Below are 23,110 nucleotides of genomic sequence, written 5' to 3'. Positions count from 1 at the left end.
TAATCCCTTAGCCAAACATCTGTTTGTACTTTAATTCCGCCAACAGCCAATCCTCATTATAATCTATATCCTGTACCTCCCTTTCGTCGATAATTATGGCGCCTTTGTTTTCACTTTTTAATCCTGATTCTACCTTCATCCAATAGAATTGTCCTGCATCATGATATGCCGCTTCCAAATCTTGGGATCTATGATTGAAAAACTCCGGATTCATAAAACTAATTCTATTATCCGAACTTATCCTAATCGCCCTTTGAATGGGATAACTAAATTTTGAAATTGGTCGCACAGAGTCAAAACTATTTTCAATAAGTACTTTTAATGCCAAGTCAATATTCTGAGCTTTTATCAAAGGTGCAGTGGGTAAAATACAACATGCATACGTATACTTGTCCTTATATGGTTGTAACACTTCCTCCATTACGTCGGCCAGCGTCGCAAAATCATCAGAATTTTTGTCTGATCTCATAAAAGGGACAGTTGCCCCATGTTTTTTTGCTATGTCCCCAATCTCATTGCTGTCTGTTGATACTATTACTTCGTCAAAAAGATTACTGTCCAATGCAGCGTTAATTGAATAAGCAATGATTGGCTTTCCTAAAAAGTCCTTTATATTTTTCTTAGGAATCCTTTTGCTTCCTCCCCTAGCGGGAATAATTGCCAAGTTACCCATGATGATGCTCTAAAACCTTATTTATCACAAACATCTGCTCTTCATGCTCCAATGTCGGATACATTGGCAGGCTAATACATCTCTTATAATATGCTTCGGCACTTTTTAGGTCAGCTTCACCATATCCTATTTGCTTGTAATAAGGCAACTTATGTATTGGGATGTAATGTATTTGAGCAAAGATGTTATGTGCTCTTAAATGTTCATATAGATCCAATCTATTCTCAACCTCAATAACGAATAAGTGATGGGCATTGTAAAATCCCTCAGGTAAATCTTGGTACTTTATCATGTCCCTAAAGGCTTGTTGATACTTCTGAGAAATTAGATTGCGTTTCTTAACCCCTTCATGATTTTTGGACAACTGCGTTATCCCTAGGGCACATTGTACATCGGTTAATCTATAGTTGTAGCCCAACTCCTGCATTTCATAATACCATCCTCCATGGTTTTCCTCCATGTTTTGCTTTGTAATACCATGTGTTCTTAATAACTGCAGCTTTTGGTACAATTCTTCTTTATTGGTGGTAATCATGCCTCCTTCACCACAGGCAATATGCTTGACCGGATGGAATGAAAACACACTTAGGTCTGCATAATTTCCATTCCCACAAAACTGTTTCTTGCCCGTTGAATCAACAAAATAACCTCCAGGGGCATGACATGCATCTTCAATTAGCCACAGCCCATGTTCGTCGGCAAGCTCACGAAATTGCTCCAAGTCTACTGGGAGCCCCGCAAAGTCGACAGGTATGATTCCATTAAAGTACCCCTTTGGTTTACTTTCTATCAGTTCTTTCGTCTTTTGATAGGATAGAAGATACGTGTCCGGGTCAATATCAGCAAACCAGACTTCACCCCCAACATAGCGAATACAATTTGCCGTAGCTGCAAACGTAATTGGTGTGGTAATTACGCGATCATGCTTTTTTGTTCCCAATGCCGCAACTGAAAGGTGTAGCCCTGCAGTTGCATTACTGACAGCCACCGCATATTTGGCGCCAACATAGTCCGCGAAACTTTTTTCAAATTCTTGGATTTTAGGGCCCTGCGTTAAAAAATCAGAAGTTAATGTTCCAACAACTGCGGCTATGTCCTGTTCGTCAATATGCTGACGGCCATAAGGGATTATTTTATTCTTCATTTACTTTAAAGCTTGAATCCACATGTTCGGCGATGAGGTTTCTAAGACTGTCCACGGTTTCCCATTCTTCGTTCTCCCCAGAATTGTACTTAAATCCATTGGGAACTTTTTTGGCGCTAAAGGTTTTGATAAAGTCGTCCAACTTCCATGAATGGGTAACGGGGAGTATTGCATAGTATTTTCCTAGGTCATAAGTATAAAAAGAGTCCGATACGGTTATCATCTCCTCATGTACTTTTTCTCCCGGCCGTATGCCAACGATAGGTTTTTCACATTCGGGGCCTATGGCTTCCGCTACATCCATTATTTTGTAAGACGGTATTTTTGGAACAAAAAGCTCTCCTCCCCAAGCATGTTCCAATGCATGCATAACCATATCGACGCCTCCTTGTAGTGAAATATTAAAGCGTGTCATTTTTGGGTCAGTTATAGGAAGCTTTCCGTCTTGCTTGCTTTTCTTTATAAAAAAAGGGATTACAGATCCATTGGATCCCATCACGTTTCCGTAGCGAACAACTGAAAACCGTATGGGGTTGCTCCCTTTAATGTTATTGGCGGCTACAAACAATTTATCAGACGTAAGTTTTGTTGCCCCATACAAATTGATCGGGGCACAGGCTTTGTCCGTTGAAAGTGCAACTACCCGCTCCACATTTGTTTCAAAACAGGCATCCACAACATTTTGTGCTCCACCAATGTTTGTTTTGATGCACTCCTCTGGATTATATTCTGCCAAATGCACATGTTTCATCGCTGCGGCATGAATTACATAATCCACACCTTTAAAGGCTCTTATCAATCTATCCTTATCGCGGACATCGCCAATAAAGTATCGTATCTGAGGATATTTATCAACAGGATATTCCTGAGCCATTTGAAACTGCTTTTGCTCATCTCGTGAGAAAATAATCAATCTCCTTATTTCAGGGTGGTTTGATAAGATATCCTTAGTCAAAGCCTTGCCCAAAGATCCCGTACCCCCTGTAATTAATAGTGATTTACCCTCAAAAGTCATAGTCTAATTACTTGATTTCTAATTATTTATATTGTTTTAAAAAAGTGTTCAAGCGCAAAATCGCCAATATGAAAAATACCATCCCTAATAATATCAGCGGCAACAAAACTTTATAACTTTTTAAAAGCCCTTTCTGTTTTACTCCTCGGGTTGGGAAATCGGAAATAACATTTAAAATCTCCGATTTGTTTGCCCTTTCACGGTTTAGCTCAACCAGTCTTTCTTTTAACACCTCCCGTTCCTGTACCAAAGCCAGTTCCTTGTTTTGGGACTCTCCATTTTCTGCCAAGTTAATATTTGTACCCTGCATGGGTTTGTCAGCTCCCTTGATTAAAACTGTTCTATAAAGGCTTTGAAGCGAATCTATTTCAGTTAATTGCTTCTGGTAAATTCTTTCTTGTAAATCCAAGTTTTCATCATTGATTCTCTTTTGTAGTTTGAAATAGTCATTTACCGAAATAGACCCAATGATAGCCTGCTGCATCTTTTTTGCCACTTTATTGTCTATACTTACAACAGAAATCTGATGAAATCTTGCGTCAAGGGAATTGAAATTCTTTAGATAATTTTCAAAATCTATGGTCTTTATCGTTGTGGTATCCAAATTTTTGATAAAGCCATCAAAAAGTTCTATTTTTTGGTTCTCGTCAGAGTAAGAGTCAACAAAGATCTCCTTGATGCTTCCAGCTTCATGTTCAGTTATGTTCAGTGCTGTTGCCAAAGTGGTTGAATCCTGGGCTTTGGCCAAATCATTGTAAAAATCAATGTTGTTATACAATTGTTGGACGCTGTTAAAATTCGGCTCCACGACCATTTTGGAAATATACTTTTCAGGTAAGTTTTTGTCTAAAAAATATCCTGCAACGCCCCCAGCTACTACAGCAATTGAAAGAACAATGAAATTCTTTTGAATAAAAAGAAGGAGTAGAATAATCCAATGGAATACTCCTTTGAAAAGAGAACCTATAAAGTTGAAGAATCGCTCAATTACCCTTCCGACCATTTGGAATAACTGGCCCAAGTCTATTTCGTCCGAACTACTGTTGTTATTTGGTTGATCTGCCATCTTATGAATTGAATATTTGTTTTAAAATCCGATCTGTTATCAAGTACGTTGGTTTTACCCCTGTGGTTCCTAGTCCTCCTGATGCCAAGGTACTCCCTGTTTCCAATGGGTTATCCGAGGCGTAGTACGCATACCGCACTTTTACATCCTTTTTAATGCTTTTCCGAATCTTGGAAGCTGATTGAATAGCCTTTTGATAATGCACCCCCTCCATCTCCAGGCCGATCACGTTCCAGGTAGATTCATGAAAAAACTTGAGGATATCCTTGTTCTGCAAGGACGTGCCCAAAACAGTTACCATTGCTCCTTCCAAAACCAGTAGGTCATGCCCTTCAAAGTCTTCCTTGCACAATTCGTTGTCAAAAGGGTAATTGTCAGCAGATCCTTCAAAAATATGGGCCGAAGGAATCATCAAATCCCCCTTGCCTCCTTCCAAGATCCCAGCTTTACCCATAACGGAGATGGAATCCACATTCAAAAATTGCTTCTTTCCCTTATACTCTATTGGCTTTAATAGCTCGTCTATAGTCTCATACGCCTGTTCACCAAATGCGTAATCCATTACAAAGATAACAGGTTTGTCTGCCTCAGAAATTCCATCTGGAAAGTCATAACAGCAAGCGTTGGCACCAAATTTGGCCGAATCGAAAATTTGAACATCAATATTGGCTCCGGACGCGTCATCCAAAAACAGCATCCCGTTCTTTTCGGCCACTTGCTGCACTTTTTTTCTTAACTCTTTGTTTTCAGACGAACTCAAAGCTTCATAAATGTCCAAGGATTTTGTTTCCGGCAATTCCTTGGACAAGGTTTTTTTGGCAAACAAGGAATTCATGACACTGTGCATGTTAGCACTGATAATGTGAAGGGGTCGCTCCAACAAACCGTTTTTGATCAAGGTTTGTTTGATCATGTCCGCCCATCGTTCTCCATGAATATGATGCCCCAATCTTTCACGTAATAGCGGGCTAAAAGTGATGGTCCGTTTTAAGCCTGTTGTTTCTTCCTCAATGGCCAACTTCCCAAGCCAATAAATCACATCCAAAAAGCGATCAGGATTTTCCTTTGTTCTAAGTTTATCCTGAATCTCAACCACCTCCTCAAAAGTCCTGCCTAGAATGTTGGCTGCATGAATCATGGCGATTTCCCGTTCAGCGCTACTCTTTTCTTCACTTGTGATAAATTCCGAAAGCTTATCCCAGTCCCTAATGGTTTCGGTTTGGTCCACCAACACCCGTTTGCAGATCTTTCCCGATTCAATGTACAGAAACGTAAGGTGGGTAAGAATATCATAGATATCGCTTCGGCCACGAGTAATTTCAATGTTCATTTGCTCCTCATCAATACGGTAGCAATTACGTCTTCTTTTAGGGGGAATGATGGCTGACAAATGTGATTTGGAAAATCCCTCATCCGAGGTAAGATTGATAAATCGGCATTCCTCTATGCCTTCCGGCAATCGCTCCAAAACATAAATAAGTCCGTTCAGCTCTGCCTTATCCTCTGCAACAGAACCATAAATCTCAGGCCTTAATAACAGAAGGGCGGTCCTAAGGGCATTGCCCGATACTCCCGATGGCTTATAAAACCCGCGGTTCAGTAAATGGCGCATGGTAATATAAAGTCGCTCTATGGCATTAGTGGATTCCTGTGCGCGAGTCGCCTGTTTTACTTTGGTGGTCATCATAATTTAGCGACAAAAATACATGAATTCCTACGAAAGCTGAGCCTAAATGCTAAATCAAATAAGAATAAGCTACAAGCCGGCAGAATGCTTGAAACAAACCCTAACAATGCATTCTGGAATACAGGCCGTTATTTGTTGGTTAAACTACCATACCGGCAGCCACCGTTTCGTTGGTGTTCTCGTCAATTAAAACAAAACTTCCCGTAGTTCTGTTCTCCCTATATGAATCGATCAACAACGGTTTTGTGGTCCTTATTCTCACCTTGCAGATATCGTTCATTCCCAATTCAACATCGTCTGGCTTTCTATTGAGCGTGTTTATGTCAATTTTATAAACAACCTCTTTGATCATGGCTGTCTGCTCATTGGAGGTATGCCGGATCGTGTATTTTGCTCTTGGTTTGGCAGGGTCATTGTGCAACCAACAAAGCATGGCTTCCACATCTTGACTGGGTTCTGGTTTGTTGTTGGAGCGTGCAATCATATCGCCTCGGCCTATGTCAATATCATCCTCCAGTGTAATGGAAACGGACATAGGGGCAAAAGCTTCTTCCAGCTCCCCATTATTGGTGTCAATAGATTTTATTTTTGAAGTAAACCCCGATGGTAGCACGGTCACTTCGTCCCCTTTCCTGAACACCCCACTTGCAACCCTCCCAGCGTATCCGCGATAATCACGGTATTCCTCACTTTGCGGCCTCAAAACGGTTTGCACAGGGAATCTGGCATCCACTTTATTGATATCGCTGCTGATGTGCATGGTCTCCAAGGTATGTAGCAAAGGTGCTCCTTGATACCAGTCCATATGTTCCGATCTGTTGACCACATTATCCCCCAACAAGGCACTTATTGGAATAAAACGAACGTCTCTCACCAATAATTTGGATGAAAACTCCTCGACCTGACCAATTACGTTGTTGTAGGCTTCCTCTTTGAAGTCAACCAAGTCCATTTTATTTATACACACAATTATATGTGGAATTTGTAACAAGGAGGCAATGAACGCATGTCGTTTGGTTTGTTCAATTACCCCATGTCTGGCATCTACCAGAATAATTGCGGCATTGGCCGTAGAGGCTCCTGTTACCATATTTCTGGTATACTGAATATGACCTGGTGTATCTGCGATGATAAATTTCCGTCTTGGGGTGGTAAAGTAGCGATAGGCCACATCGATGGTGATTCCTTGTTCCCGTTCGTCCCGCAACCCATCCGTAAAAAGTGCTAGGTCAACACCCTCATGTCCTTTTTGCTTGCTCGTGTTTTCAATGGCTTCCAATTGATCCTCAAAAATGGACTTGGAATCGTAAAGGAGTCGCCCAATTAAGGTGCTCTTTCCATCATCTACACTTCCAGCAGTGGTAAATCGTAATAACTGATTGTTGTCTAACATCTGTCTGCTTGTCTAAAAATAACCTTGCTTTTTTCTATCCTCCATGGCAGTTTCCGAACGTTTGTCGTCGCTTCGGTTACCCCTTTCCGTTTTCCGCATAGCGGCCACTTCTTGGGCAATTTTTTCCACAGTATCCGCATCCGATTCAATACCCCCCGTAATGGTAATGTCCCCTAGGGTTCTGAATCGAATTCTTTTAGTTTCAATTTTTTCGTCGTCCTCCAACTTTAAAAACTCGGAATTTGGAATCCAGGAATCATTTCTCCACACCACTTCCCTTTTGTGGGCGAAATACAGGGATGGGATTTCTATATTTTCCCGGTTGATGTAGTTCCAAACGTCCATTTCCGTCCAATTGCTAATTGGAAATGCCCTAAAGTGCTCCCCTTCAAAGTGCTTTCCGTTGAAAAGGTTCCATAATTCGGGCCTTTGGTTCTTGGGATCCCACTGACCAAAATCATCACGGTGCGAAAAGAAGCGCTCCTTGGCCCTGGCCTTTTCCTCATCCCTTCGACCTCCACCAATAGCGCAATCCACCTTGTTGGTTTCAATGGCATCCAAAAGGGTGGTAATCTGAAGTGCGTTCCGTGTGGCGTTTTTTCCTTTTTCCTCGGCAACTCTTCCAGTATCAATGGATTCTTGAACCGAACCCACAATTAACCTAACCCCCAAATCACTTATAAGGTCGTCCCTAAATTTTATGGTCTCCGGGAAATTATGGCCCGTGTCAACATGCATCAGGGCAAATGGGATTTTGCTAGGATGAAACGCTTTTTTCGCCAAATGGGTCACGACAATGGAGTCCTTCCCGCCCGAAAATAAAATCACTGGATTTTGAAATTGCGCCCATACCTCACGAAGTACATATATGGCCTCTGATTCCAGTTCATCCAGATAGTTCAAATAGTATTTGCTCATGTTTCTTATGTTCTAATTTTTCACGAATAGCCCGATAGTTGATTTCGATGCTATCCGATCACTTTTTGCTTTACCTTTTTTAATTGGTTTCCAAATCTTTAGGGAGCATTCGGAAAGATTCTGCCAACCACAAGTCAAAATTAATCCCTCTTAAGATATTTTCAACCTTTAACCTGTATGTTTTTATGCCCGAATTGAATAGAAAGTGTTATAAAATCAAGTTTTAAGAGTTATCCCTACCTGATAAAATTCGCAAAGGGGGTTCCCGCTTGTTCAAAAATCTTTATTGCCGCTACTCGTTTTACGCTTACAGTATATTTAATTGACTTGAGGTGTCAAGTGGTTACCTCATGAAATCGAATCAAAATAATTCATGAATTCTACAAGAGAAAAGGCTGTAGGCCTTCTGCCACCTTGCGATCGTTGGAAAGGCGTTGCACCTTGTTTTGTCCGCCCAGTTTGCCAATGGTCTTCATGTATTCTTGGAATCCGCCTGTTTGTACTTTGGAAATTTTTAGCGGTTGTAGAATATTTCCAGCGATCAAATCCAAATAATAGCTGTTTTGGCCCTTCATACTTTCTTCCAAATGGGATATGAAGGTCGGCACATCTGAGGGTTGCTTTTCAAATTCTATGAGCCATTCGTGATAGGGAAGTTCTCCAGTGGGCGGGGAGGTCTGGGGAGCCACAGTAAATTCATTTACTATGGCATCTGACTTTGAAATGGCGGTTTGAATGGCTTGCTCCACTTCTTTGGCAATCACATGCTCGCCAAAAGCAGAAATGAAATGTTTGATTCGCCCAGATACCACCACCCTATAGGGTTTTGCAGAAACAAACCGAACGGTATCTCCTAGGTTGTAGGCCCATAACCCCGCATTGGTGGAAATAATCATGGCGTAGTCCACACCAACTTCCACATCCTTAATGGTTATTCGTTTGGGGTTTTCGTCAAAAAACTCGTCCGCCTTGATAAATTCATAGAAAATTCCCGCATTGAGCAATAGGAGCATTCCCTCTTCCTTCTGTGAGTCCTGATAAGCAAAGAAACCTTCGCTTGCAGGGAACAATTCAATACTGTCCACCTTTTTGCCCATCAATTCCTCAAATTTGGCCCTGTAAGGTTCGTAATTCACTCCTCCATAAATGAACAACTGAAAATTTTTGAACAGCTCCCCGACCTTCCTGCCTGATTTCGCATTCAATTTTTCAAAGTACATCTGGACCCAGGACGGAATGCCGGCAATCACCGTCATGTTTTCATTTTCGGTCTCCTCTACAATTTTATCCACTTTGGTTTCCCAATCTTCAATACAATTAGTCTCCCAGCTAGGTAGCCTGTTTTTCTGTAGATAGTTGGGAACGTAATGGGCCGATATTCCGGAAAGTCGTCCCAATTTTATGCCTCCTTTTTCTTCCAATTCCGGACTTCCCTGTAAAAAAATCATACGGCCATCCACAAAATCTGCATTGCCAGTCTCATGGATGTAACTCAGAATTGCATTTCTGGAGGCCTCAACCTGATGTTTAATGGATTCCCTGGTAATGGGTATGTATTTGGCTCCTGAAGTAGTTCCCGAAGTTTTTGCAAAGTAGACCGGCTTTTCTGGCCATAACACATCATTTTCGCCATCAATAATTCTATGAACGTAGGCTTTGAGCTCCTCATAGTCCCGTACAGGAACCTGCCTGGTAAAATCCGAATGTGATTTAATCCCATTAAAACCATGATCTAAACCAAACTGGGTGTTTTTGGCCCTCGCAATAAGATTTTGAAATAGCCGATCCTGAACTTGGACAGGGTTGCTGGACCATGCCCTTGTTTTTTTGGCTATTCTTTTGGCAAAAAGTTTTGCTGCAAATGACTTTAGGGACATTTATTTGAAGTCGATATAATTTAATGGATTCACGGGCTTGCCCTTTTTCCAGAGTTCAAAATGAAGATGGGGGCCTGTAGTCAACTCGCCAGTGTTTCCAATAGAAGCAATCACTTCCCCAGCTCTCACCAAGTCTCCCTGTGATTTGCTCAAGGAGCCATTGTGTTTGTACACGGAAGTCAAGTCATCCTGGTGTTTAACAATGATTACATAGCCCGTCTCGGCCGTCCATTCTGAAAAAAGTACCGTTCCATCGGCTATGGACTTAACGGGAGTGTCCTTGGGTGCCACAACATCCACCGCATAATGCTTGTTGTTGGGATCAAAGCCTTGGGACAATGTTCCGCTTAAGGGAGCAAACAGTAAGGTGCCAACATTTTCAATGTTTCTTTCGAAAAGATTGTACTTATCTTCAAGATCTACTTCTTCCCGAAGCAGCAAATCCTCCCGAATAGGAGTTAAATCCACCGTTGAAGGGTCTAATTTGTACTTTTCAAAAAGCGAATCCCTGTTGACCTCATTGTTTTCCACGTCTCCTCTCAGCACTAAACGGACATTGTCCAAATACCTATTGGTATAATTCAGAACAGTTACCAAGGAATCCGTCTTATAGGTAAGCTCCGTAGCCTGTCTTTTTAGTCGAGTAGAAGAATAGCCGGGAATATATTCCCGAAGAGGTGTAAAGGCAATGATCAAGGTGGTCAGTCCTATTAGGACGATTATAAAAAGAGTTCCGGTAACAAAAACATTGAGTCTGCTTAGCTTAAATGAGATTTTTTCCTCAAAAGTGCTCTCGTTCAAAATCACCAAGCGATACTTGTGTAGAAGCTTTTGCTTGAATTCTTTTCTCTTCTTGTCCTTTGCCATGATGGACAAAGATAGCCTTAGATTTTTATATAGATGTTAAGCTTTTATAAAACCCCCTTCGCTGGCAACTATTTGTTCCAGAAACAGCTGGAACTGCTAATTTTCGTTAATCACCTAGAGCCTTACAGTTCTTTTTACTAATTTTACCGTTCATTTAAAGGCATTGCGATTATGATTGCTCAAACTTTTTTTCTTGGTATGCTAGGCCCATGGCAAATTGTACTTATTGTGGTAGTTGTTCTTTTGCTGTTTGGAGGCAAAAAAATCCCAGAACTCATGCGCGGTTTGGGAAGCGGCATTAAAGAATTCAAAGATGCTTCCAAAGAAGACGAAAAGCTGGAAAGCGGCAAGGAACCCGAAGCTTAAATCCATTTTTTTGGCAGATTTTTCTTACTCACAAATTCCCAGTATTTATAGGGGATTGTCGATGAAAAACAACATATTTGCCTAGTTCATGCCATAATTCCCCCCTTTCACAACAAAAACTTATTCGCGCTAATACCATATTTTATTTTAGCGGTAGATATGCTACTAATAGGTTAAAGGCCTATGTAGCAACCATACCAAATGGTGTGTAGTTCAGAAGGAGGGACTATGAAAAGACCTATTTTTATTTTATTCCTAATGCTGGCCTTGGGGCTTAATGCCCAATCTGTGTCCTTTTTGCAATTTGAGGATGAAGATCTATATAAGGAAACCCAGGGCGTTCGCGAAACATATTCCTCTCAAACCGCATTTTTAAAACATCTGGAAGGGATGAGCAATAAATCCCTTTCCAAATTTGTCCGTAAAAAAGGAGTAACGGAAAAGCTCATAAAGCAAGCCAACGAATTTTTTGATAAGATGTGGTATGCAGAAGCAGCGCGCATTTTCGACATTGTTCTTGAAAAAAGTGAAGCAGAGCACACTTTTGAGCTGTTGTCAAGAGCAGGGGACTCACACTACTTCTCAGGCAATATGGAAAAGGCCTATAAGTGGTACCACGAATTGTATTTGACCTTTACCGACGATATCTCCGAGGAAAAGTTTTTTAAATATGCCCATGCACTTAAGGGCACAGGGCGTTACCGCAGGGCGGCCAAACTAACCAAGTTGTTTAGGCAAAAAAGAAACGAGCCCTTGAACGAACTAGGGAAAGACCCAACCACTTGGAAGAGTCCCCGATTGGTAGAGGTCAAGAATTTGGCCATTAACTCCAAATATTCCGAGTTTTCACCCATGTTCCATAATGATTCTGAGGTGGTTTTTGCTTCTTCGTTGGATTCCTCCTTTCTGACTACCCGAAAATACCGCTGGAACAACCAACCGTTTTTGGACCTTTATGTGGCAAAAGCGGATGTTGAGAACGACAACCTGACCCAACCCAAAAAGTTCTCAAGGAAAATCAATACCAAATATCACGAAGCTTCTGTTTCCTTCTCCCCAGATCAAAAAACCATCTATTTTACCCGCAACAACTATGGGAAAAAATTAAAGCGGGGCAAAAATGGAATCAACCACCTTAAAATTTATAAGTCCCAACTAGTGGATGGCGAATGGACCAAGGCTGTTGAATTGCCTTTTAACAGCGAGGATTACTCCACAGGGCATCCTTCAGTGAGTCCTGATGGCAAAAAAATCTATTTTGTTTCTGACAGACCAGGTGGATTTGGGGGAACTGATGTTTACGTAGCGGACATTCTTGAGAATGGGAAATTTTCTGAGCCTCAAAACCTGGGGCGGACCGTTAACACCAGCAAAAAGGAAATGTTTCCCTACATCACCAATGATGCGCTTTACTTCTCTTCAGACCGAACCATGGGGCTTGGTGGATTGGACATTTATAAGTCTGATCATGTTGATGGGATCTTTAGTGTAGGTATCAACCTTGGAGAACCCATAAACAGTAATCGAGACGATTTCTCCTATATTATAGAAGAAAGTGGTGAAAAAGGATATTTTGCTTCCAACCGAAAAGGAGGCAAGGGAGATGATGATATCTATTCCTTTAAAAACATCCTCAATCTAAATGCCATTTCTGGAAATGTTTTGGACGACCTAACGGGTGAAGCCATAACCGAGGCCGAAGTGATGCTTTTCGATAAGGACGACATCCAAGTTGCACAATTGCAGACGCAGCCAGATGGAAGCTTCATCTTTAAAAACCTTCAACCAGTTTCCAGATACACATTAAAAACTGTGAAAAAGGGCTATTTTGATGCTACCACCAACGTAGATACCAAAGAAAATGAGGATATCTCATTGATACAATCGCTTAAACCCTTGGAAGAAATTATTGCGGAAGATGAGGGAGTCTTAAAGTTGGAGGTGGAAACCATCTACTTTGATTTTGATAAATTCAACATTAAACCTAGAGCAGCGCAAGAATTGGACAAACTAGTAGCGGTCATGACCGAATACCCCGATATGGTCATCAAAATTGAATCCCATACGGATGCCATTGGTACCCGTGCGTACAACAAATACCTGTCTGACAAACGGGCTAAATCAACACGGGATTATATTATTGCACATGGGATAGACCCCGGCAGAATAGAAAGTGCTGTGGGCTACGGAGAGGAGCAGCTGCTCAACGACTGCTCAGATGGAGTACGGTGCGGCAGAATAAAACACAGCGAAAACCGCCGATCGGAATTCATCATTGTGAACATGTAACAACTAATCAACCAAATATTGGGCCCCGAAAACGGGGCCTTTTTTAGTTTATAAATCCGTCCATGCACTTTATCGATCAAGTCCCTCGATAAAGCAACATCCTTCCCTTTACCGTTGGTCGATGAAAGTTTTACGTTAGTGGGGTTTTCTAAGAATTTGATTGCATTAATCAAATTTTTACGCCCGTTCATCCCGTTGTTTTCCAATCCGTTTGAGCTTGCATAATCTTTGTAATGTCTTTAAATCTTAAAACTTATACTTATGAAAAAACTATTACTCATTAAAGAAATCTACTTAGAGGGATTCCGAAACTTAGGTCATATTCTCTTGGAAAAATATTTTAAGGCCTTTTCCTGGTTCTGTTTCATCATGTTCTTTATAGTTCTTTATGCTTTTGTTTACAGAATTGCTACAGGATTTGCCTTTGACTAAAAAATACGTTTAAGCATTTAGAGAACAAAAAAGCCCGGTATGTTCCGGCATACTGGGCTTTTCTGTTTTTGTTTTATCCAATTACTTCAAGGGCCAGATTTGAACTCTACTGTCTTTAAGATGGCCTCCAGCTGAAACATATAATCACGCTTTTCCTCATTAGGGGCAAAGGTGAAACCTTCCAGTACCATTTTTCGATTGTTCTCCTTATCGTTGATAATATAGGTGACGAAAGGGCCTGCCATTGGATAACCCTCAATTTCCCAGGTTCCTCTTGTTTCTGCTGCCTTCTTTCCACCAACTTGAGCCGGGAAAACATAGGGCGAAAAAGCCTTTTCCGTAATCATATAAGTGCCATCATAAGGTCCTGGAATGTATTTCTTTCCAATACTGTCCCTCATTTTTACAATATCCTGCACAAAAGTGGAGTCCGTGGCAAAACTGTCCCAAGGCATTTCATAGGCCAGAATATTCATGGAGCCTTTGGGTATCTGGATATCCATCCAAACAAAATTATCTTCATGCTTTCCAACTGTATACAGCGAAGGTACCTTTAAACTGATTCCAAATTCATCTTCGAAAACCGTTTCTTTGGTAAGAGAGCGGGTAAACCTACGTTGGGCCTCTGCAATCTCCACCTTTTTAAAAGCGGCAATGGCCATTCCAGCAATGGAGTCCAAATTACCGGCCAAATCGTTATAGGTTTCCCCAGTAACCACTGCAATCCTTTGAGGTTTGGCATACACATTTGTCTTTATGTGCGCTGCGGATACCGAATCCTGTTCCAGAAAAAGAACAGATCGCGAATAAGCTGTTGCTCCTTTGAATACTTGAGGGGGTATTTGGGTGATGGTAAACTTCGGTTCTGCCCTGGGAAGACCTAGTATAGGCGCGGCAAAATGCTCCCTTACCTTATCTCCTATACCGCCCTTCCAGAGTTCGGTATCCATTACAACCATCAAAGAATTGATTCCCCCTGTTGAGGGCGGCAAAAAGCGTTGTTTGGGGCCAGAATCCCCACATGATATCCCCACCAAAAGAAAAATGGTGAAGCATAGTGTTCCAAGTTTTTTCATATCGTGTTCAATTTACGAAGAACAATCGCACAATTTTAGTTTTGTGCCGGGTTTAAGATTGTTCCCGCTAAGACCGTTCCATTCTCGAAGATTTTCAATGGAAACTCCAGGATATTTTCTGGAAATGGTCCAAAGGGAGTCCCCTTCTTGCACCGTATGAACCTTGTTGCCGCTAGCCACCGAACCAGAACTGGCCTTTGAGGCCGTAGATTTGGATGTTGTTTTTCTAGGGATATAGGGTTTTCTTGGGAAAATAGTCAGTCGCTGCCCAATTCTCAAGTTATTGCTTCGCAATCCATTCCATCTTTTGATCTGGCTAACCCCAACGCCGTATCGCTCTGCAATCTTTCCTAAATAATCCCCACTTCTAACCTTATAGCGAATCTGATTCTTGGTTTCTACAAATTGGGGTAAAGGTTTTTCCAGGGAATCCAGCTCCTTTTTTACAAAAGCATAAATCTCATCTTCATTGCTTACAAACTGGCCAATTTTGGTTACTGGTAATCGCAATACGTAGTCCTTCCCCTTTACCTTTGGAATGATGTTGAGCTTGTAGGAAGGATTCAACATTTCCAGTTCTTCCGTGCTTATATCCACCAGCTTGGAAATCTGGTCAAAGGTTATCAGTTGCTTTACATGGATTGTATCGGTTTCAAAATAAGGGCGTTCTGCCTTTTTATAATGAAGTCCGTGCTCCTCCGCATATTCAAAAATGTACATGGTAGCCAAAAACGCGGGTAAATACCCTGCTGTTTCACGGGGAAGATTTCTACGGATGTTCCAATAGTTTTTATATCCCCCAGAACGTCTAATGGCCTTGTTCACGTTTCCTGGGCCAGAATTATAGGCAGCAAGAGCCAAATCCCAATCATTGAAAATGTCATACAATTTGGACAAATATTTACTGGCAGCCTTGGTGGCCAAAATGGGGTCATGGCGTTCATCCACATAACTGCTCACATCCAAACCATACATTTTTCCCGTGCCGTACATAAACTGCCAAAGACCTTTTGCCCCAACTCGGGAACGCGCCTTTGGGTTTAGGGCAGATTCCACAATGGCCAAATATTTTATTTCCAACGGAATATCATGATTGTCCAGTTCCTGTTCAAATAATGGAAAGTAAAATTGGCTTGCCGTGATCATGCGCTGCATCAAGTCCTTCTTTCTAACCAAAAAGGATTTGATAACAGATTCCAAAGAAGAGTTGTATGAAATATTGAAGGGTGTTTTCTCGTCCAAAAGGGCCAACCTTGCCTTGAGTGTATCCGTTGGCAGGTCTACCATTTCAATTTCTTCCTCGTTCGGGTTGATAATTTCCAGCTCCAACTCGCTGAACAGCTGGGCACTCTTATACAATTCCCTTAACCAAAGACTGTCATATTTCCTGGCTTCCTCCCTGTCCTTTAAGACATACTTTTTTTCACCATTGGTTTCAATCACCTGAACACCATCAATGGGTTTTTCGGTATTTTTTATCTCGAATGAGCTTGCATTGGGGGTAGAAACGGAATCGGTAATCTGTGTATTTTGCTCCCCAGAATCGGTTTGGGCAGTCTCTGTAGACTTGGCCTCTTGGGCGTTCATCAATGGAGCCGAGAATATCAGCGCCACTACAACAGCTTTTCTAAAAACTTGGTTCATGCTGGATTGGGTTTGATTTTGGGGCAAACGAAAATGGGGTTTTTTTCCGAAAAATTAAAGTTTTCGGCCAAAAACCTAACACTTTTAGGATTTCTCCTATTAATTCATAACGTGTGGGTTAGCCCAATATTGCAGCAATTCCAGGGAGGGTTCTTCCCTCTAAACTCTCCAGCATGGCGCCTCCTCCTGTAGATACATAACTGACCTTGTCCTGAAACCCAAATTGCTTCACGGCGGCTACGGAGTCCCCTCCGCCAACCAAAGAAAACGCCCCGCTTTGGGTAGCTTCGTCAATGGCATTTCCTACGGAGATGGTTCCCTTGGCAAAGCTTTCCATTTCAAAAACACCTACAGGTCCATTCCAAAGTATGGTCTTGGATTCCAAAATAACTTGCTTGAAGTTTTCCAGGGTTTGTGGTCCGGCATCCAGGCCCTGCCAGCCATCGGGAATCTGGTTCACATCCAAAAACTGGGTATTGGCATTATTGTCAAATGTGTCTGCGGCCAAAACGTCCACAGGCAAATGAATCTTTACTCCTTTTTCATCGGCCTGCTTTAAAATATCCAGGGCCAATTCCATTTTGTCGTCCTCGCAGATGGAATCGCCTACCGTACCTCCCTTGGCTTTGACAAACGTATAGGTCATTCCGCCACCAATGATCAAGTTATCTACCTTGTCCAAAATATTTTCGATAATGGTAATCTTGGACGAAACTTTGGCCCCGCCCAAAATGGCGGTAACAGGTTTTTCCCCCGTTTGCATCACCTTTTCAATCGCTTTGATTTCCTTGGCCAACAAATACCCAAAACATTTGGCATCCGCAAAATAGTTGGCTACAATGGTTGTGGAGGCATGTGCTCTATGCGCCGTTCCAAAGGCATCATTTACATAAATGTCCCCTAACCGGGAAAGCGATTCTGCAAAACTTGGATCCCCTTTCTCCTCTTGTGCATAAAAACGAAGGTTTTCCAAAAGCAATACCTCGCCATCCTGTAACTCAGAGACAGCAGCTTCAACAGTGTCTCCAATACAATCATTCACAAATTTTACCTGTACCCCAATAATTTCTGAAACCTTTTCAACGATATGGGACAATGACATGTCCGGATTGGCCTGTCCTTTAGGTCTGCCCAAATGACTCATCAGAACAGCAGCCCCACCGTCTTCCAAAACCTTAAGAATGGTTGGCTTTGCTGCCTCAATTCTACTGGTATCGGTAACATTGAAATCCCCGTCCAACGGTACATTAAAATCAACACGGATCAGTGCTTTCTTCCCTTCAAAATTATAATCGTCTATGGTCTTCATCTATCTTGGTTTAAGGTAAGCCCAAATGTAAAGATTTCCTACTTTTCCTGCCTTGGGGATGGGCCATATTTTTAAACTTTCAACAAAAAAGATGGGAAACCACACAGAACCTAAAAAATGTATCTTTGGCTTATGCTGTTCAAAGACGTTTTGGGCCTCGAGCACATAAAAAAACACCTGGTGACCACGGCAGAAACCGGACGGGTTGCGCATGCCCAACTTTTTGTTGGCCCAGAGGGTTGCGGAACACTTCCCATGGCCATTGCTTATGCACAATATCTTCTTTGCGGAAATACTGACGGAGAAAATGAGGGAAGCGACCTGATCTGTAATACCAAGTGCCATTCACTGACCCATCCCGATCTTCATTTTGCATTTCCTGTTTCCAATTCAGATAAAGTTAAATCCCATGCGGTCAGCGATCATTATCTGGAAGAATGGCGACAGTTTGTGCAGAATCAACCTTATGGAAATCTCTTTGATTGGTACCGCTTGATTGGGATAGAAAAGAAGCAAGGTCAAATTGGGGTTGACGAGGCTCAGGATGTGGTTAAAAAACTCTCCTTAAAATCTTATGAGGGGGGATACAAGGTTTTGATCATCTGGATGGCCGAAAAAATGAACATCTCCGCCTCCAACAAACTGCTAAAATTAATTGAGGAGCCGCCAGAAAAAACAGTTATTCTTCTAATTGCGGAGGATGAGGAGTTGATCATCAACACCATTCGCTCGCGCTGTCAGATTTTACATTTTCCGCCCCTGCCAGAAACTGCAATCCTAAATGCATTGCTACAAAAGGGTGTGGCCGATGCCGAAGCCAATTCGATGGCACAAGAAGCCAATGGCAACTACAACAAGGCACTGGATCTGCTCAATAAAGATTCTGAAGATTTAGTTTTTGAACGCTGGTTTGTGCAATGGGTAAGAAGCGCCTTTAAGGCAAAAGGCAATAAAGCTGCAATTCAAGAACTCATTATGTGGAGTGATGAAGTGGCCAAAACCGGACGGGAAGTGCAAAAGCAGTTTTTACACTATTGCCTTACTGTTATGAGACAAGCCCTGCTTCTGAATTACAATGCCAATGATTTGGTTTATCTAAAAATCCATTTGGAGGGGTTTGACCTCAAAAAGTTTGCTCCATTTGTACATGAAAACAACATTTTGGCCATAGTTGAGGAGTTGGAAAAGGCCATTTTTCACGTGGAACGCAATGGGAATGCCAAAATCATCTTTACCGACCTATCTATAAAACTAACTCGTCTGCTTCATACCAAAGCAGCATAAAACCAACATATCATGGAACATTTTACATCCAATGCGGCACAAGTTCTTTTGCTCGCAGGCCTCACCATTACATTTTTACAGAGCGGATTTGACAAAATTTTGGATTGGAAGGGCAATCTAAGCTGGCTTACTGGACACTTTTCCAAAACGGTCTTCAAAGCAATGGTGCCCGTACTCCTTGGAGTGGTTCTTTTTGGAGAATTGGCTTCAGGGGTTTTATGTGCCATCGGTATTTATGAATTTCTATATTCTGGAAGCGGCTCCATGGCATTTTGTGGTGCGGTCCTTTCCTCCATCACCTTATTGATGCTGCTTCTTGGACAACGAATTGCAAAGGATTACGAAGGGGCCAAGACCATTGTGGTTTATCTTATTTTGGCCATCTTTTTGGTTTACATTCTACAATAACATTTTAGTCAAATTCAACCTCATGAAAACGTGTTTTCCCTTACTTCTGATAGCGCTCTTGGTCTCTTGTCAAGAATCCGAAACAACAAAGGACTATACTACCAAAACCTATCAAGTATACATGCGCGACAACCTTGCCGGTTCCCATACCAGCTCAATGGATTCCTTGGGCAACTATGTATATACTTTTGAGTTTAATGACCGGGGAAGGGGGCCCGAAATCTTGGAAAAAATCAGATTGGATGAAACGGGCAACATTTCTTATTTGGAAATTACTGGAGTCAATTATTTGAAAGATACCGTAGCAGAGACCTATTCCTACCTGAATGGCTCAGCAGAATGGAAAAGCACCTCCGAAGCTGGTGAAAAAGAAACAGACGGCAGTCCGTTTTACTCCAGTGTAAACAGTACGCTTGGGGATAACGAATTGTTAATTCGTCGCCTGCTCTCTGCTGAAAACCATACCGTGGAATTGCTCCCCAGTGGAATAGCCGCTATTTCAAACATTGAAAAAATTACTGTGGATTCCATTCCGTTGCGCCTAGTTGAAATCACAGGTTTTGGGTTTACCCCATTCTACGAATGGATTGATGAGGATGATCGGATTTTTGCCTCTGTCTCTTCTTGGTTGAGCATCATTTCCGAAGAACATTCCGGAATGATTGAATCCCTGTTGGAGATCCAGAAGAAAAAGGAAGATGCGTTTTTTGCTTCCTTGGCTATGGAACTAACAGAAACTCCCGAAGCCAAAACCCTGATTCAAAATGTGAACCTGTTCGATGCAAAAAATGGGCGTGTTGTTCCTGGCCAATATGTGGTGGTCAATGGGAACAAAATTGAATCAATTTCCAGTGTGGTTCCAAACCTTTCCGAAGGAACCAAAATAATCGATGGAACTGGAAAAACGCTTTTGCCAGGGCTTTTTGATAACCATTGCCATGTGCAAAAAGAGGATGGCATATTGCATTTGGCCGCTGGAGTGACCTCGGTTAGGGACATGGCCAATTCCATGGAGCTTCTGGAAATCAAAAAACAATTTGATGAAAACAGCAATATTGGGCCTCGGGTGGTCACATTGGCTGGGTTCATAGATCAGAAAGGGCCCTTTGCTGGACCTGGCCTTACCATTACCAATGTTGCCGAAGGGGAAGAAGCAATCCAAAACTATAAGGACCACGGCTATCATCAAATTAAACTCTACAGTTCCATTGACCCCTCCTGGGTAAAGCCACTTGCGCAAAAAGCCCATGATTTGGACATGAAACTGAGCGGGCATATTCCTGCGCATATGTTGGCCGAAGATGCGATAAAAGATGGTTTTGATGAGATTCAGCACGTAAACATGGTCGCTTTGAATTTCTTGTCCGATACCATTGATACCCGAACACCTTTGCGGTTTTCCGCTGTTGCTGAAAACACCCATAATTTGGATTTGGATGGGGCCGAATTCAAAGCATTTGTCCAACTTTTAAAGGAGAAAGAAATAGAAATAGATCCCACAGTTTCCATTTTTGAGGGCATGTTCTCTACAAAAGCTGGAGAGCCAGACCCCCAATTTGAAGCTATAATAGACCGTCTGCCCATCCAAGTTCAACGTGGCTATTATTCTGGGGGCCTTCCCGTTCCCGAAGGGAAGGAACAACAGTACAAGGATTCTTTTTCCAAACTCTTGGAAATTCTTGAGAACCTGCATTCCAATGGGATCACGCTTCTTCCCGGCACGGACGCCATGCCAGGATTTGCTTTGCACAAGGAGCTGGAAAATTATGTGAAGGCAGGAATTCCTGCCAACGAAGTACTTCAACTTGCCACGATTGTATCCGCAAAAAATGTTGGTATGGAAGATCGGTTGGGATCCGTTGAAAAAGGGAAAATGGCCGACCTGGTTTTAGTTGATGGAAATCCAGTTGAAAACATCAGTGATATCCGACGGGTGGAACTTACCATCAAGGACGGTAAAGTTTTCGATGCGAAGGAACTTTATGGATCCCTCGGTATTCAACATTACAAATAAAAAAGCCCGTTCTAAAGAACGGGCCATTTCCTAATTTGACTTTATTTTAGGTCTTACTTTTTGTACTTGTCGTTCAAGATTTTGACAATGGCATCTGTAAGGTTTTGAGGGTCTTGTCCGTAAAGCACAGCGCCTCCTGTTCCCCCAGTAAGAATATAAGTGAAGCCATTGGCCTTCCCATACTCCTTAACCTCTTTTCTTACTTTGCTCACCAAAGAGTCCATTTCGGTTTGACTGCTCAACTGCAATTGCTGTTCTTCCTGTTGTAGTTGCTGCCCCATAAATTGCCCTCTTTGTTGTAATAAGGCGTACTCTTCCTGAGCACTTTTTTGGGACATTTTTTGTGATTTAGTTTGGAACGCTTGAAGCTCCAATTGAAAAGCTTGGGAAATACTATCCCTTTTTTTGGTCAAGGCATCAACCTTGGTTTTGTACTTTGCCTCAATATCTACTTTCTCCTGATAATCGTCCAGTAGTTTAACATTATCTACATATCCAATTTTGTTCTGCTGACAAGCCATTGCGCTCATCGCCAAAACAACCATCACTAATTTTTTCATCTTTTTCTTTTAAGGATGCGCTAAAATAGAAAAGCTTTTTGATATGTCGTTATGGCCTCAATTTAAGGCTATAGAAAACATCTATTGTTCCAAGAGCAATCGATAAGGTTCAATTATTTTCCTGAAGTCTTAGCACGCATGCTGTGCGCTTATTTTTTGAACTCGGGTAGATAGGTTTGCTATAAAGCCCGAAATGTCCGTAAATCAGCTTAAAATGGCTATTGCCTCTTTTTGATGAGATAAATTACAGATGAATACTCTTTGCTAAAAAGCGCACTTATATTGGACCATAGACCAATTAAAAATGCACTAAAGAAATAAAATTTGTTTCCTCTATATTTTTCTGATAACAGGGATACGTAGAAAGAATCAAAAATCATTGGATGTGTTTTAATCACCTCCATTTGATGCCGCTCAAACAATTTGGAAATGGATGTTTTTGAAAAATGCCATAAATGTCTAGGTGCATCATAGGCGGCCCAATGCGATTTGTAGTGTTTGGCGTCAAAGGATTTATAGTTGGGTACGGCAACAACCAATAAGCCATCCTCCTCTAAAAGTTCCTTTAATTCCTTCAGATGCCCTTCCAGATTTGGAAGGTGTTCCAACACATGCCATAGTGTAATCACACCGTATTTTCTATTATGTAAATCCGTAAGGCTTTCGCTAAGTTCAATTCCCTTTTGTTTCGCCCGGTCCCTAGCCTTTTTATTGGGTTCCACCCCATAAACCTCAAATCCCCTTTGGTTTGCAGTAGCCAGAAAATCCCCGGTTCCAGCACCGAAATCCAAGAGTTTTTTGTTTCTAGTGCCTTGATTTTCAGCGATTTGAATCTTTTTCCTGAGATTAAACCCCTTTACAAGCTGATATAACTTATCCACAACGGAAGTCTTAGCGTCTGTATGGGATATATAGGCTTCACTTTCGTAATATCGAAATAGGTTTTCAGGTTGTGGTTGAGTAACCAACATATCCAATTCCGAATCATAGAGCAAATCAAACTCCTCATTGGAGACGGAATAATCTTTGGTTTTTAGAAACAACTTCATAAAGGTGTGACAACTAAACTTCTTTTCTGGGATTTCGAA

General features: G+C 41.8%; 20 protein-coding genes. 6 read left to right on the top strand and 14 right to left on the bottom strand.

Annotation, left to right across the window (positions count from 1 at the left end; all coding sequences use genetic code 11):
• Nucleotides 1-7: 7 nt before the first annotated feature.
• From pseF to ACOOE0_RS05300, 9 genes are all read right to left on the bottom strand, one after another.
• Complete coding sequence (gene pseF, locus ACOOE0_RS05340; protein ID WP_420401439.1) at nt 8-673, bottom strand: pseudaminic acid cytidylyltransferase; 666 nt, start codon at nt 671-673, stop codon at nt 8-10.
• Nucleotides 666-1,817 (bottom strand): UDP-4-amino-4,6-dideoxy-N-acetyl-beta-L-altrosamine transaminase, encoded by a 1,152-nt coding sequence (pseC, locus tag ACOOE0_RS05335; protein WP_420401438.1) that lies wholly within the window; start codon nt 1,815-1,817, stop codon nt 666-668. The genes pseF and pseC overlap by 8 nt, the downstream gene beginning before the upstream one ends.
• Nucleotides 1,807-2,832 (bottom strand): UDP-N-acetylglucosamine 4,6-dehydratase (inverting), encoded by a 1,026-nt coding sequence (pseB, locus tag ACOOE0_RS05330; protein WP_420401437.1) that lies wholly within the window; start codon nt 2,830-2,832, stop codon nt 1,807-1,809. Before pseB ends, pseC begins: the two co-directional genes overlap by 11 nt.
• Before the next feature lie 22 nt (nt 2,833-2,854).
• Nucleotides 2,855-3,898, bottom strand: coding sequence for a hypothetical protein (locus ACOOE0_RS05325; RefSeq protein ID WP_420401436.1), 1,044 nt, complete (start codon nt 3,896-3,898; stop codon nt 2,855-2,857).
• A 1-nt stretch (nt 3,899) separates the two neighbouring features.
• Nucleotides 3,900-5,585, bottom strand: a complete 1,686-nt coding sequence (locus ACOOE0_RS05320) for a DUF6909 family protein (protein WP_420401435.1) — start codon at nt 5,583-5,585, stop codon at nt 3,900-3,902.
• Between the two features lie 139 nt (nt 5,586-5,724).
• Entirely contained in the window at nt 5,725-6,978 is a 1,254-nt protein-coding gene (locus ACOOE0_RS05315; protein WP_420401434.1) for a sulfate adenylyltransferase subunit 1, read from the bottom strand.
• 12 nt (nt 6,979-6,990) lie between these two features.
• Nucleotides 6,991-7,896, bottom strand: a complete 906-nt coding sequence (gene cysD, locus ACOOE0_RS05310; protein ID WP_420401433.1) for a sulfate adenylyltransferase subunit CysD — start codon at nt 7,894-7,896, stop codon at nt 6,991-6,993.
• 380 nt (nt 7,897-8,276) lie between these two features.
• A complete protein-coding gene (locus ACOOE0_RS05305; protein ID WP_420401432.1) occupies nt 8,277-9,773 on the bottom strand; it encodes a GH3 auxin-responsive promoter family protein in 1,497 nt (498 codons plus the stop codon).
• Nucleotides 9,774-10,640, bottom strand: a complete 867-nt coding sequence (locus ACOOE0_RS05300) for a M23 family metallopeptidase (RefSeq protein ID WP_420401431.1) — start codon at nt 10,638-10,640, stop codon at nt 9,774-9,776.
• Nucleotides 10,641-10,811: 171 nt separating this feature from the next.
• Here ACOOE0_RS05300 and tatA point away from each other — a divergent pair, with 171 nt between their 5' ends.
• From tatA to ACOOE0_RS05285, 3 genes are all read left to right on the top strand, one after another.
• The gene (tatA, locus tag ACOOE0_RS05295) at nt 10,812-11,006 is read left to right on the top strand and encodes a twin-arginine translocase TatA/TatE family subunit (protein ID WP_138836833.1); all 195 of its coding nucleotides are present in this window, start codon (nt 10,812-10,814) and stop codon (nt 11,004-11,006) included.
• A 228-nt stretch (nt 11,007-11,234) separates the two neighbouring features.
• Complete coding sequence (locus ACOOE0_RS05290) at nt 11,235-13,295, top strand: OmpA family protein (RefSeq protein ID WP_420401430.1); 2,061 nt, start codon at nt 11,235-11,237, stop codon at nt 13,293-13,295.
• Between the two features lie 261 nt (nt 13,296-13,556).
• Nucleotides 13,557-13,727, top strand: coding sequence for a DUF6747 family protein (locus ACOOE0_RS05285; RefSeq protein ID WP_202619558.1), 171 nt, complete (start codon nt 13,557-13,559; stop codon nt 13,725-13,727).
• A gap of 86 nt (nt 13,728-13,813) precedes the next feature.
• On the opposite strand, the gene ACOOE0_RS05280 is transcribed toward ACOOE0_RS05285, so the two are convergent.
• The 3 genes from ACOOE0_RS05280 to ACOOE0_RS05270 form a co-directional block, all read right to left on the bottom strand.
• Nucleotides 13,814-14,803, bottom strand: coding sequence for a DUF4837 family protein (locus ACOOE0_RS05280; protein WP_420401429.1), 990 nt, complete (start codon nt 14,801-14,803; stop codon nt 13,814-13,816).
• A gap of 12 nt (nt 14,804-14,815) precedes the next feature.
• Nucleotides 14,816-16,447, bottom strand: coding sequence for a LysM peptidoglycan-binding domain-containing protein (locus tag ACOOE0_RS05275; RefSeq protein WP_420401428.1), 1,632 nt, complete (start codon nt 16,445-16,447; stop codon nt 14,816-14,818).
• 118 nt (nt 16,448-16,565) lie between these two features.
• Nucleotides 16,566-17,756 carry a phosphoglycerate kinase gene (locus ACOOE0_RS05270; RefSeq protein WP_420401427.1) on the bottom strand — a complete coding sequence of 397 codons (1,191 nt, stop codon included), beginning with the start codon at nt 17,754-17,756 and terminating at the stop codon, nt 16,566-16,568.
• Between the two features lie 132 nt (nt 17,757-17,888).
• Here ACOOE0_RS05270 and ACOOE0_RS05265 point away from each other — a divergent pair, with 132 nt between their 5' ends.
• Genes ACOOE0_RS05265 through ACOOE0_RS05255 form a run of 3 tightly spaced genes read left to right on the top strand, consistent with a single transcriptional unit; the run spans nt 17,889 to nt 21,462 of the window.
• Nucleotides 17,889-19,040, top strand: a complete 1,152-nt coding sequence (locus ACOOE0_RS05265; RefSeq protein ID WP_420402198.1) for an ATP-binding protein — start codon at nt 17,889-17,891, stop codon at nt 19,038-19,040.
• A gap of 12 nt (nt 19,041-19,052) precedes the next feature.
• Nucleotides 19,053-19,448, top strand: coding sequence for a DoxX family protein (locus ACOOE0_RS05260; protein WP_420401426.1), 396 nt, complete (start codon nt 19,053-19,055; stop codon nt 19,446-19,448).
• A gap of 22 nt (nt 19,449-19,470) precedes the next feature.
• On the top strand, nt 19,471-21,462 hold the full coding sequence (locus tag ACOOE0_RS05255; protein WP_420401425.1) for an amidohydrolase family protein: 1,992 nt from the start codon (nt 19,471-19,473) through the stop codon (nt 21,460-21,462).
• Nucleotides 21,463-21,515: 53 nt separating this feature from the next.
• Here ACOOE0_RS05255 and ACOOE0_RS05250 read toward each other — a convergent pair whose 3' ends face one another.
• Both ACOOE0_RS05250 and ACOOE0_RS05245 read right to left on the bottom strand, forming a co-directional pair.
• Entirely contained in the window at nt 21,516-22,022 is a 507-nt protein-coding gene (locus ACOOE0_RS05250; RefSeq protein ID WP_420401424.1) for an OmpH family outer membrane protein, read from the bottom strand.
• A gap of 218 nt (nt 22,023-22,240) precedes the next feature.
• The gene (locus ACOOE0_RS05245; protein ID WP_420401423.1) at nt 22,241-23,071 is read right to left on the bottom strand and encodes a class I SAM-dependent methyltransferase; all 831 of its coding nucleotides are present in this window, start codon (nt 23,069-23,071) and stop codon (nt 22,241-22,243) included.
• Between the last annotated feature and the right edge of the window lie 39 nt (nt 23,072-23,110).

It is taken from the genome of Flagellimonas sp., assembly GCF_965215805.1.
Lineage (GTDB): Bacteria > Bacteroidota > Bacteroidia > Flavobacteriales > Flavobacteriaceae > Flagellimonas.
This window is presented reverse-complemented; position numbering and strand designations above follow the sequence as displayed.

Excerpts from the sequence above, each read along its gene's own strand:
- ACOOE0_RS05265 (WP_420402198.1), top strand. The coding sequence starts at position 17,889 with ATGCTGTTCAAAGACGTTTTGGGCCTCGAGCACATAAAAAAACACCTG.
- ACOOE0_RS05285 (WP_202619558.1), top strand. The coding sequence starts at position 13,557 with ATGAAAAAACTATTACTCATTAAAGAAATCTACTTAGAGGGATTCCGA.
- ACOOE0_RS05280 (WP_420401429.1), bottom strand. The coding sequence starts at position 14,803 with ATGAAAAAACTTGGAACACTATGCTTCACCATTTTTCTTTTGGTGGGG.
- ACOOE0_RS05320 (WP_420401435.1), bottom strand. The coding sequence starts at position 5,585 with ATGATGACCACCAAAGTAAAACAGGCGACTCGCGCACAGGAATCCACT.
- ACOOE0_RS05315 (WP_420401434.1), bottom strand. The coding sequence starts at position 6,978 with ATGTTAGACAACAATCAGTTATTACGATTTACCACTGCTGGAAGTGTA.
- ACOOE0_RS05325 (WP_420401436.1), bottom strand. The coding sequence starts at position 3,898 with ATGGCAGATCAACCAAATAACAACAGTAGTTCGGACGAAATAGACTTG.
- cysD (WP_420401433.1), bottom strand. The coding sequence starts at position 7,896 with ATGAGCAAATACTATTTGAACTATCTGGATGAACTGGAATCAGAGGCC.
- ACOOE0_RS05260 (WP_420401426.1), top strand. The coding sequence starts at position 19,053 with ATGGAACATTTTACATCCAATGCGGCACAAGTTCTTTTGCTCGCAGGC.
- pseC (WP_420401438.1), bottom strand. The coding sequence starts at position 1,817 with ATGAAGAATAAAATAATCCCTTATGGCCGTCAGCATATTGACGAACAG.
- ACOOE0_RS05255 (WP_420401425.1), top strand. The coding sequence starts at position 19,471 with ATGAAAACGTGTTTTCCCTTACTTCTGATAGCGCTCTTGGTCTCTTGT.
- ACOOE0_RS05270 (WP_420401427.1), bottom strand. The coding sequence starts at position 17,756 with ATGAAGACCATAGACGATTATAATTTTGAAGGGAAGAAAGCACTGATC.
- pseF (WP_420401439.1), bottom strand. The coding sequence starts at position 673 with ATGGGTAACTTGGCAATTATTCCCGCTAGGGGAGGAAGCAAAAGGATT.
- pseB (WP_420401437.1), bottom strand. The coding sequence starts at position 2,832 with ATGACTTTTGAGGGTAAATCACTATTAATTACAGGGGGTACGGGATCT.
- ACOOE0_RS05250 (WP_420401424.1), bottom strand. The coding sequence starts at position 22,022 with ATGAAAAAATTAGTGATGGTTGTTTTGGCGATGAGCGCAATGGCTTGT.
- ACOOE0_RS05305 (WP_420401432.1), bottom strand. The coding sequence starts at position 9,773 with ATGTCCCTAAAGTCATTTGCAGCAAAACTTTTTGCCAAAAGAATAGCC.
- ACOOE0_RS05275 (WP_420401428.1), bottom strand. The coding sequence starts at position 16,447 with ATGAACCAAGTTTTTAGAAAAGCTGTTGTAGTGGCGCTGATATTCTCG.
- tatA (WP_138836833.1), top strand. The coding sequence starts at position 10,812 with ATGATTGCTCAAACTTTTTTTCTTGGTATGCTAGGCCCATGGCAAATT.
- ACOOE0_RS05245 (WP_420401423.1), bottom strand. The coding sequence starts at position 23,071 with ATGAAGTTGTTTCTAAAAACCAAAGATTATTCCGTCTCCAATGAGGAG.
- ACOOE0_RS05290 (WP_420401430.1), top strand. The coding sequence starts at position 11,235 with ATGAAAAGACCTATTTTTATTTTATTCCTAATGCTGGCCTTGGGGCTT.
- ACOOE0_RS05300 (WP_420401431.1), bottom strand. The coding sequence starts at position 10,640 with ATGGCAAAGGACAAGAAGAGAAAAGAATTCAAGCAAAAGCTTCTACAC.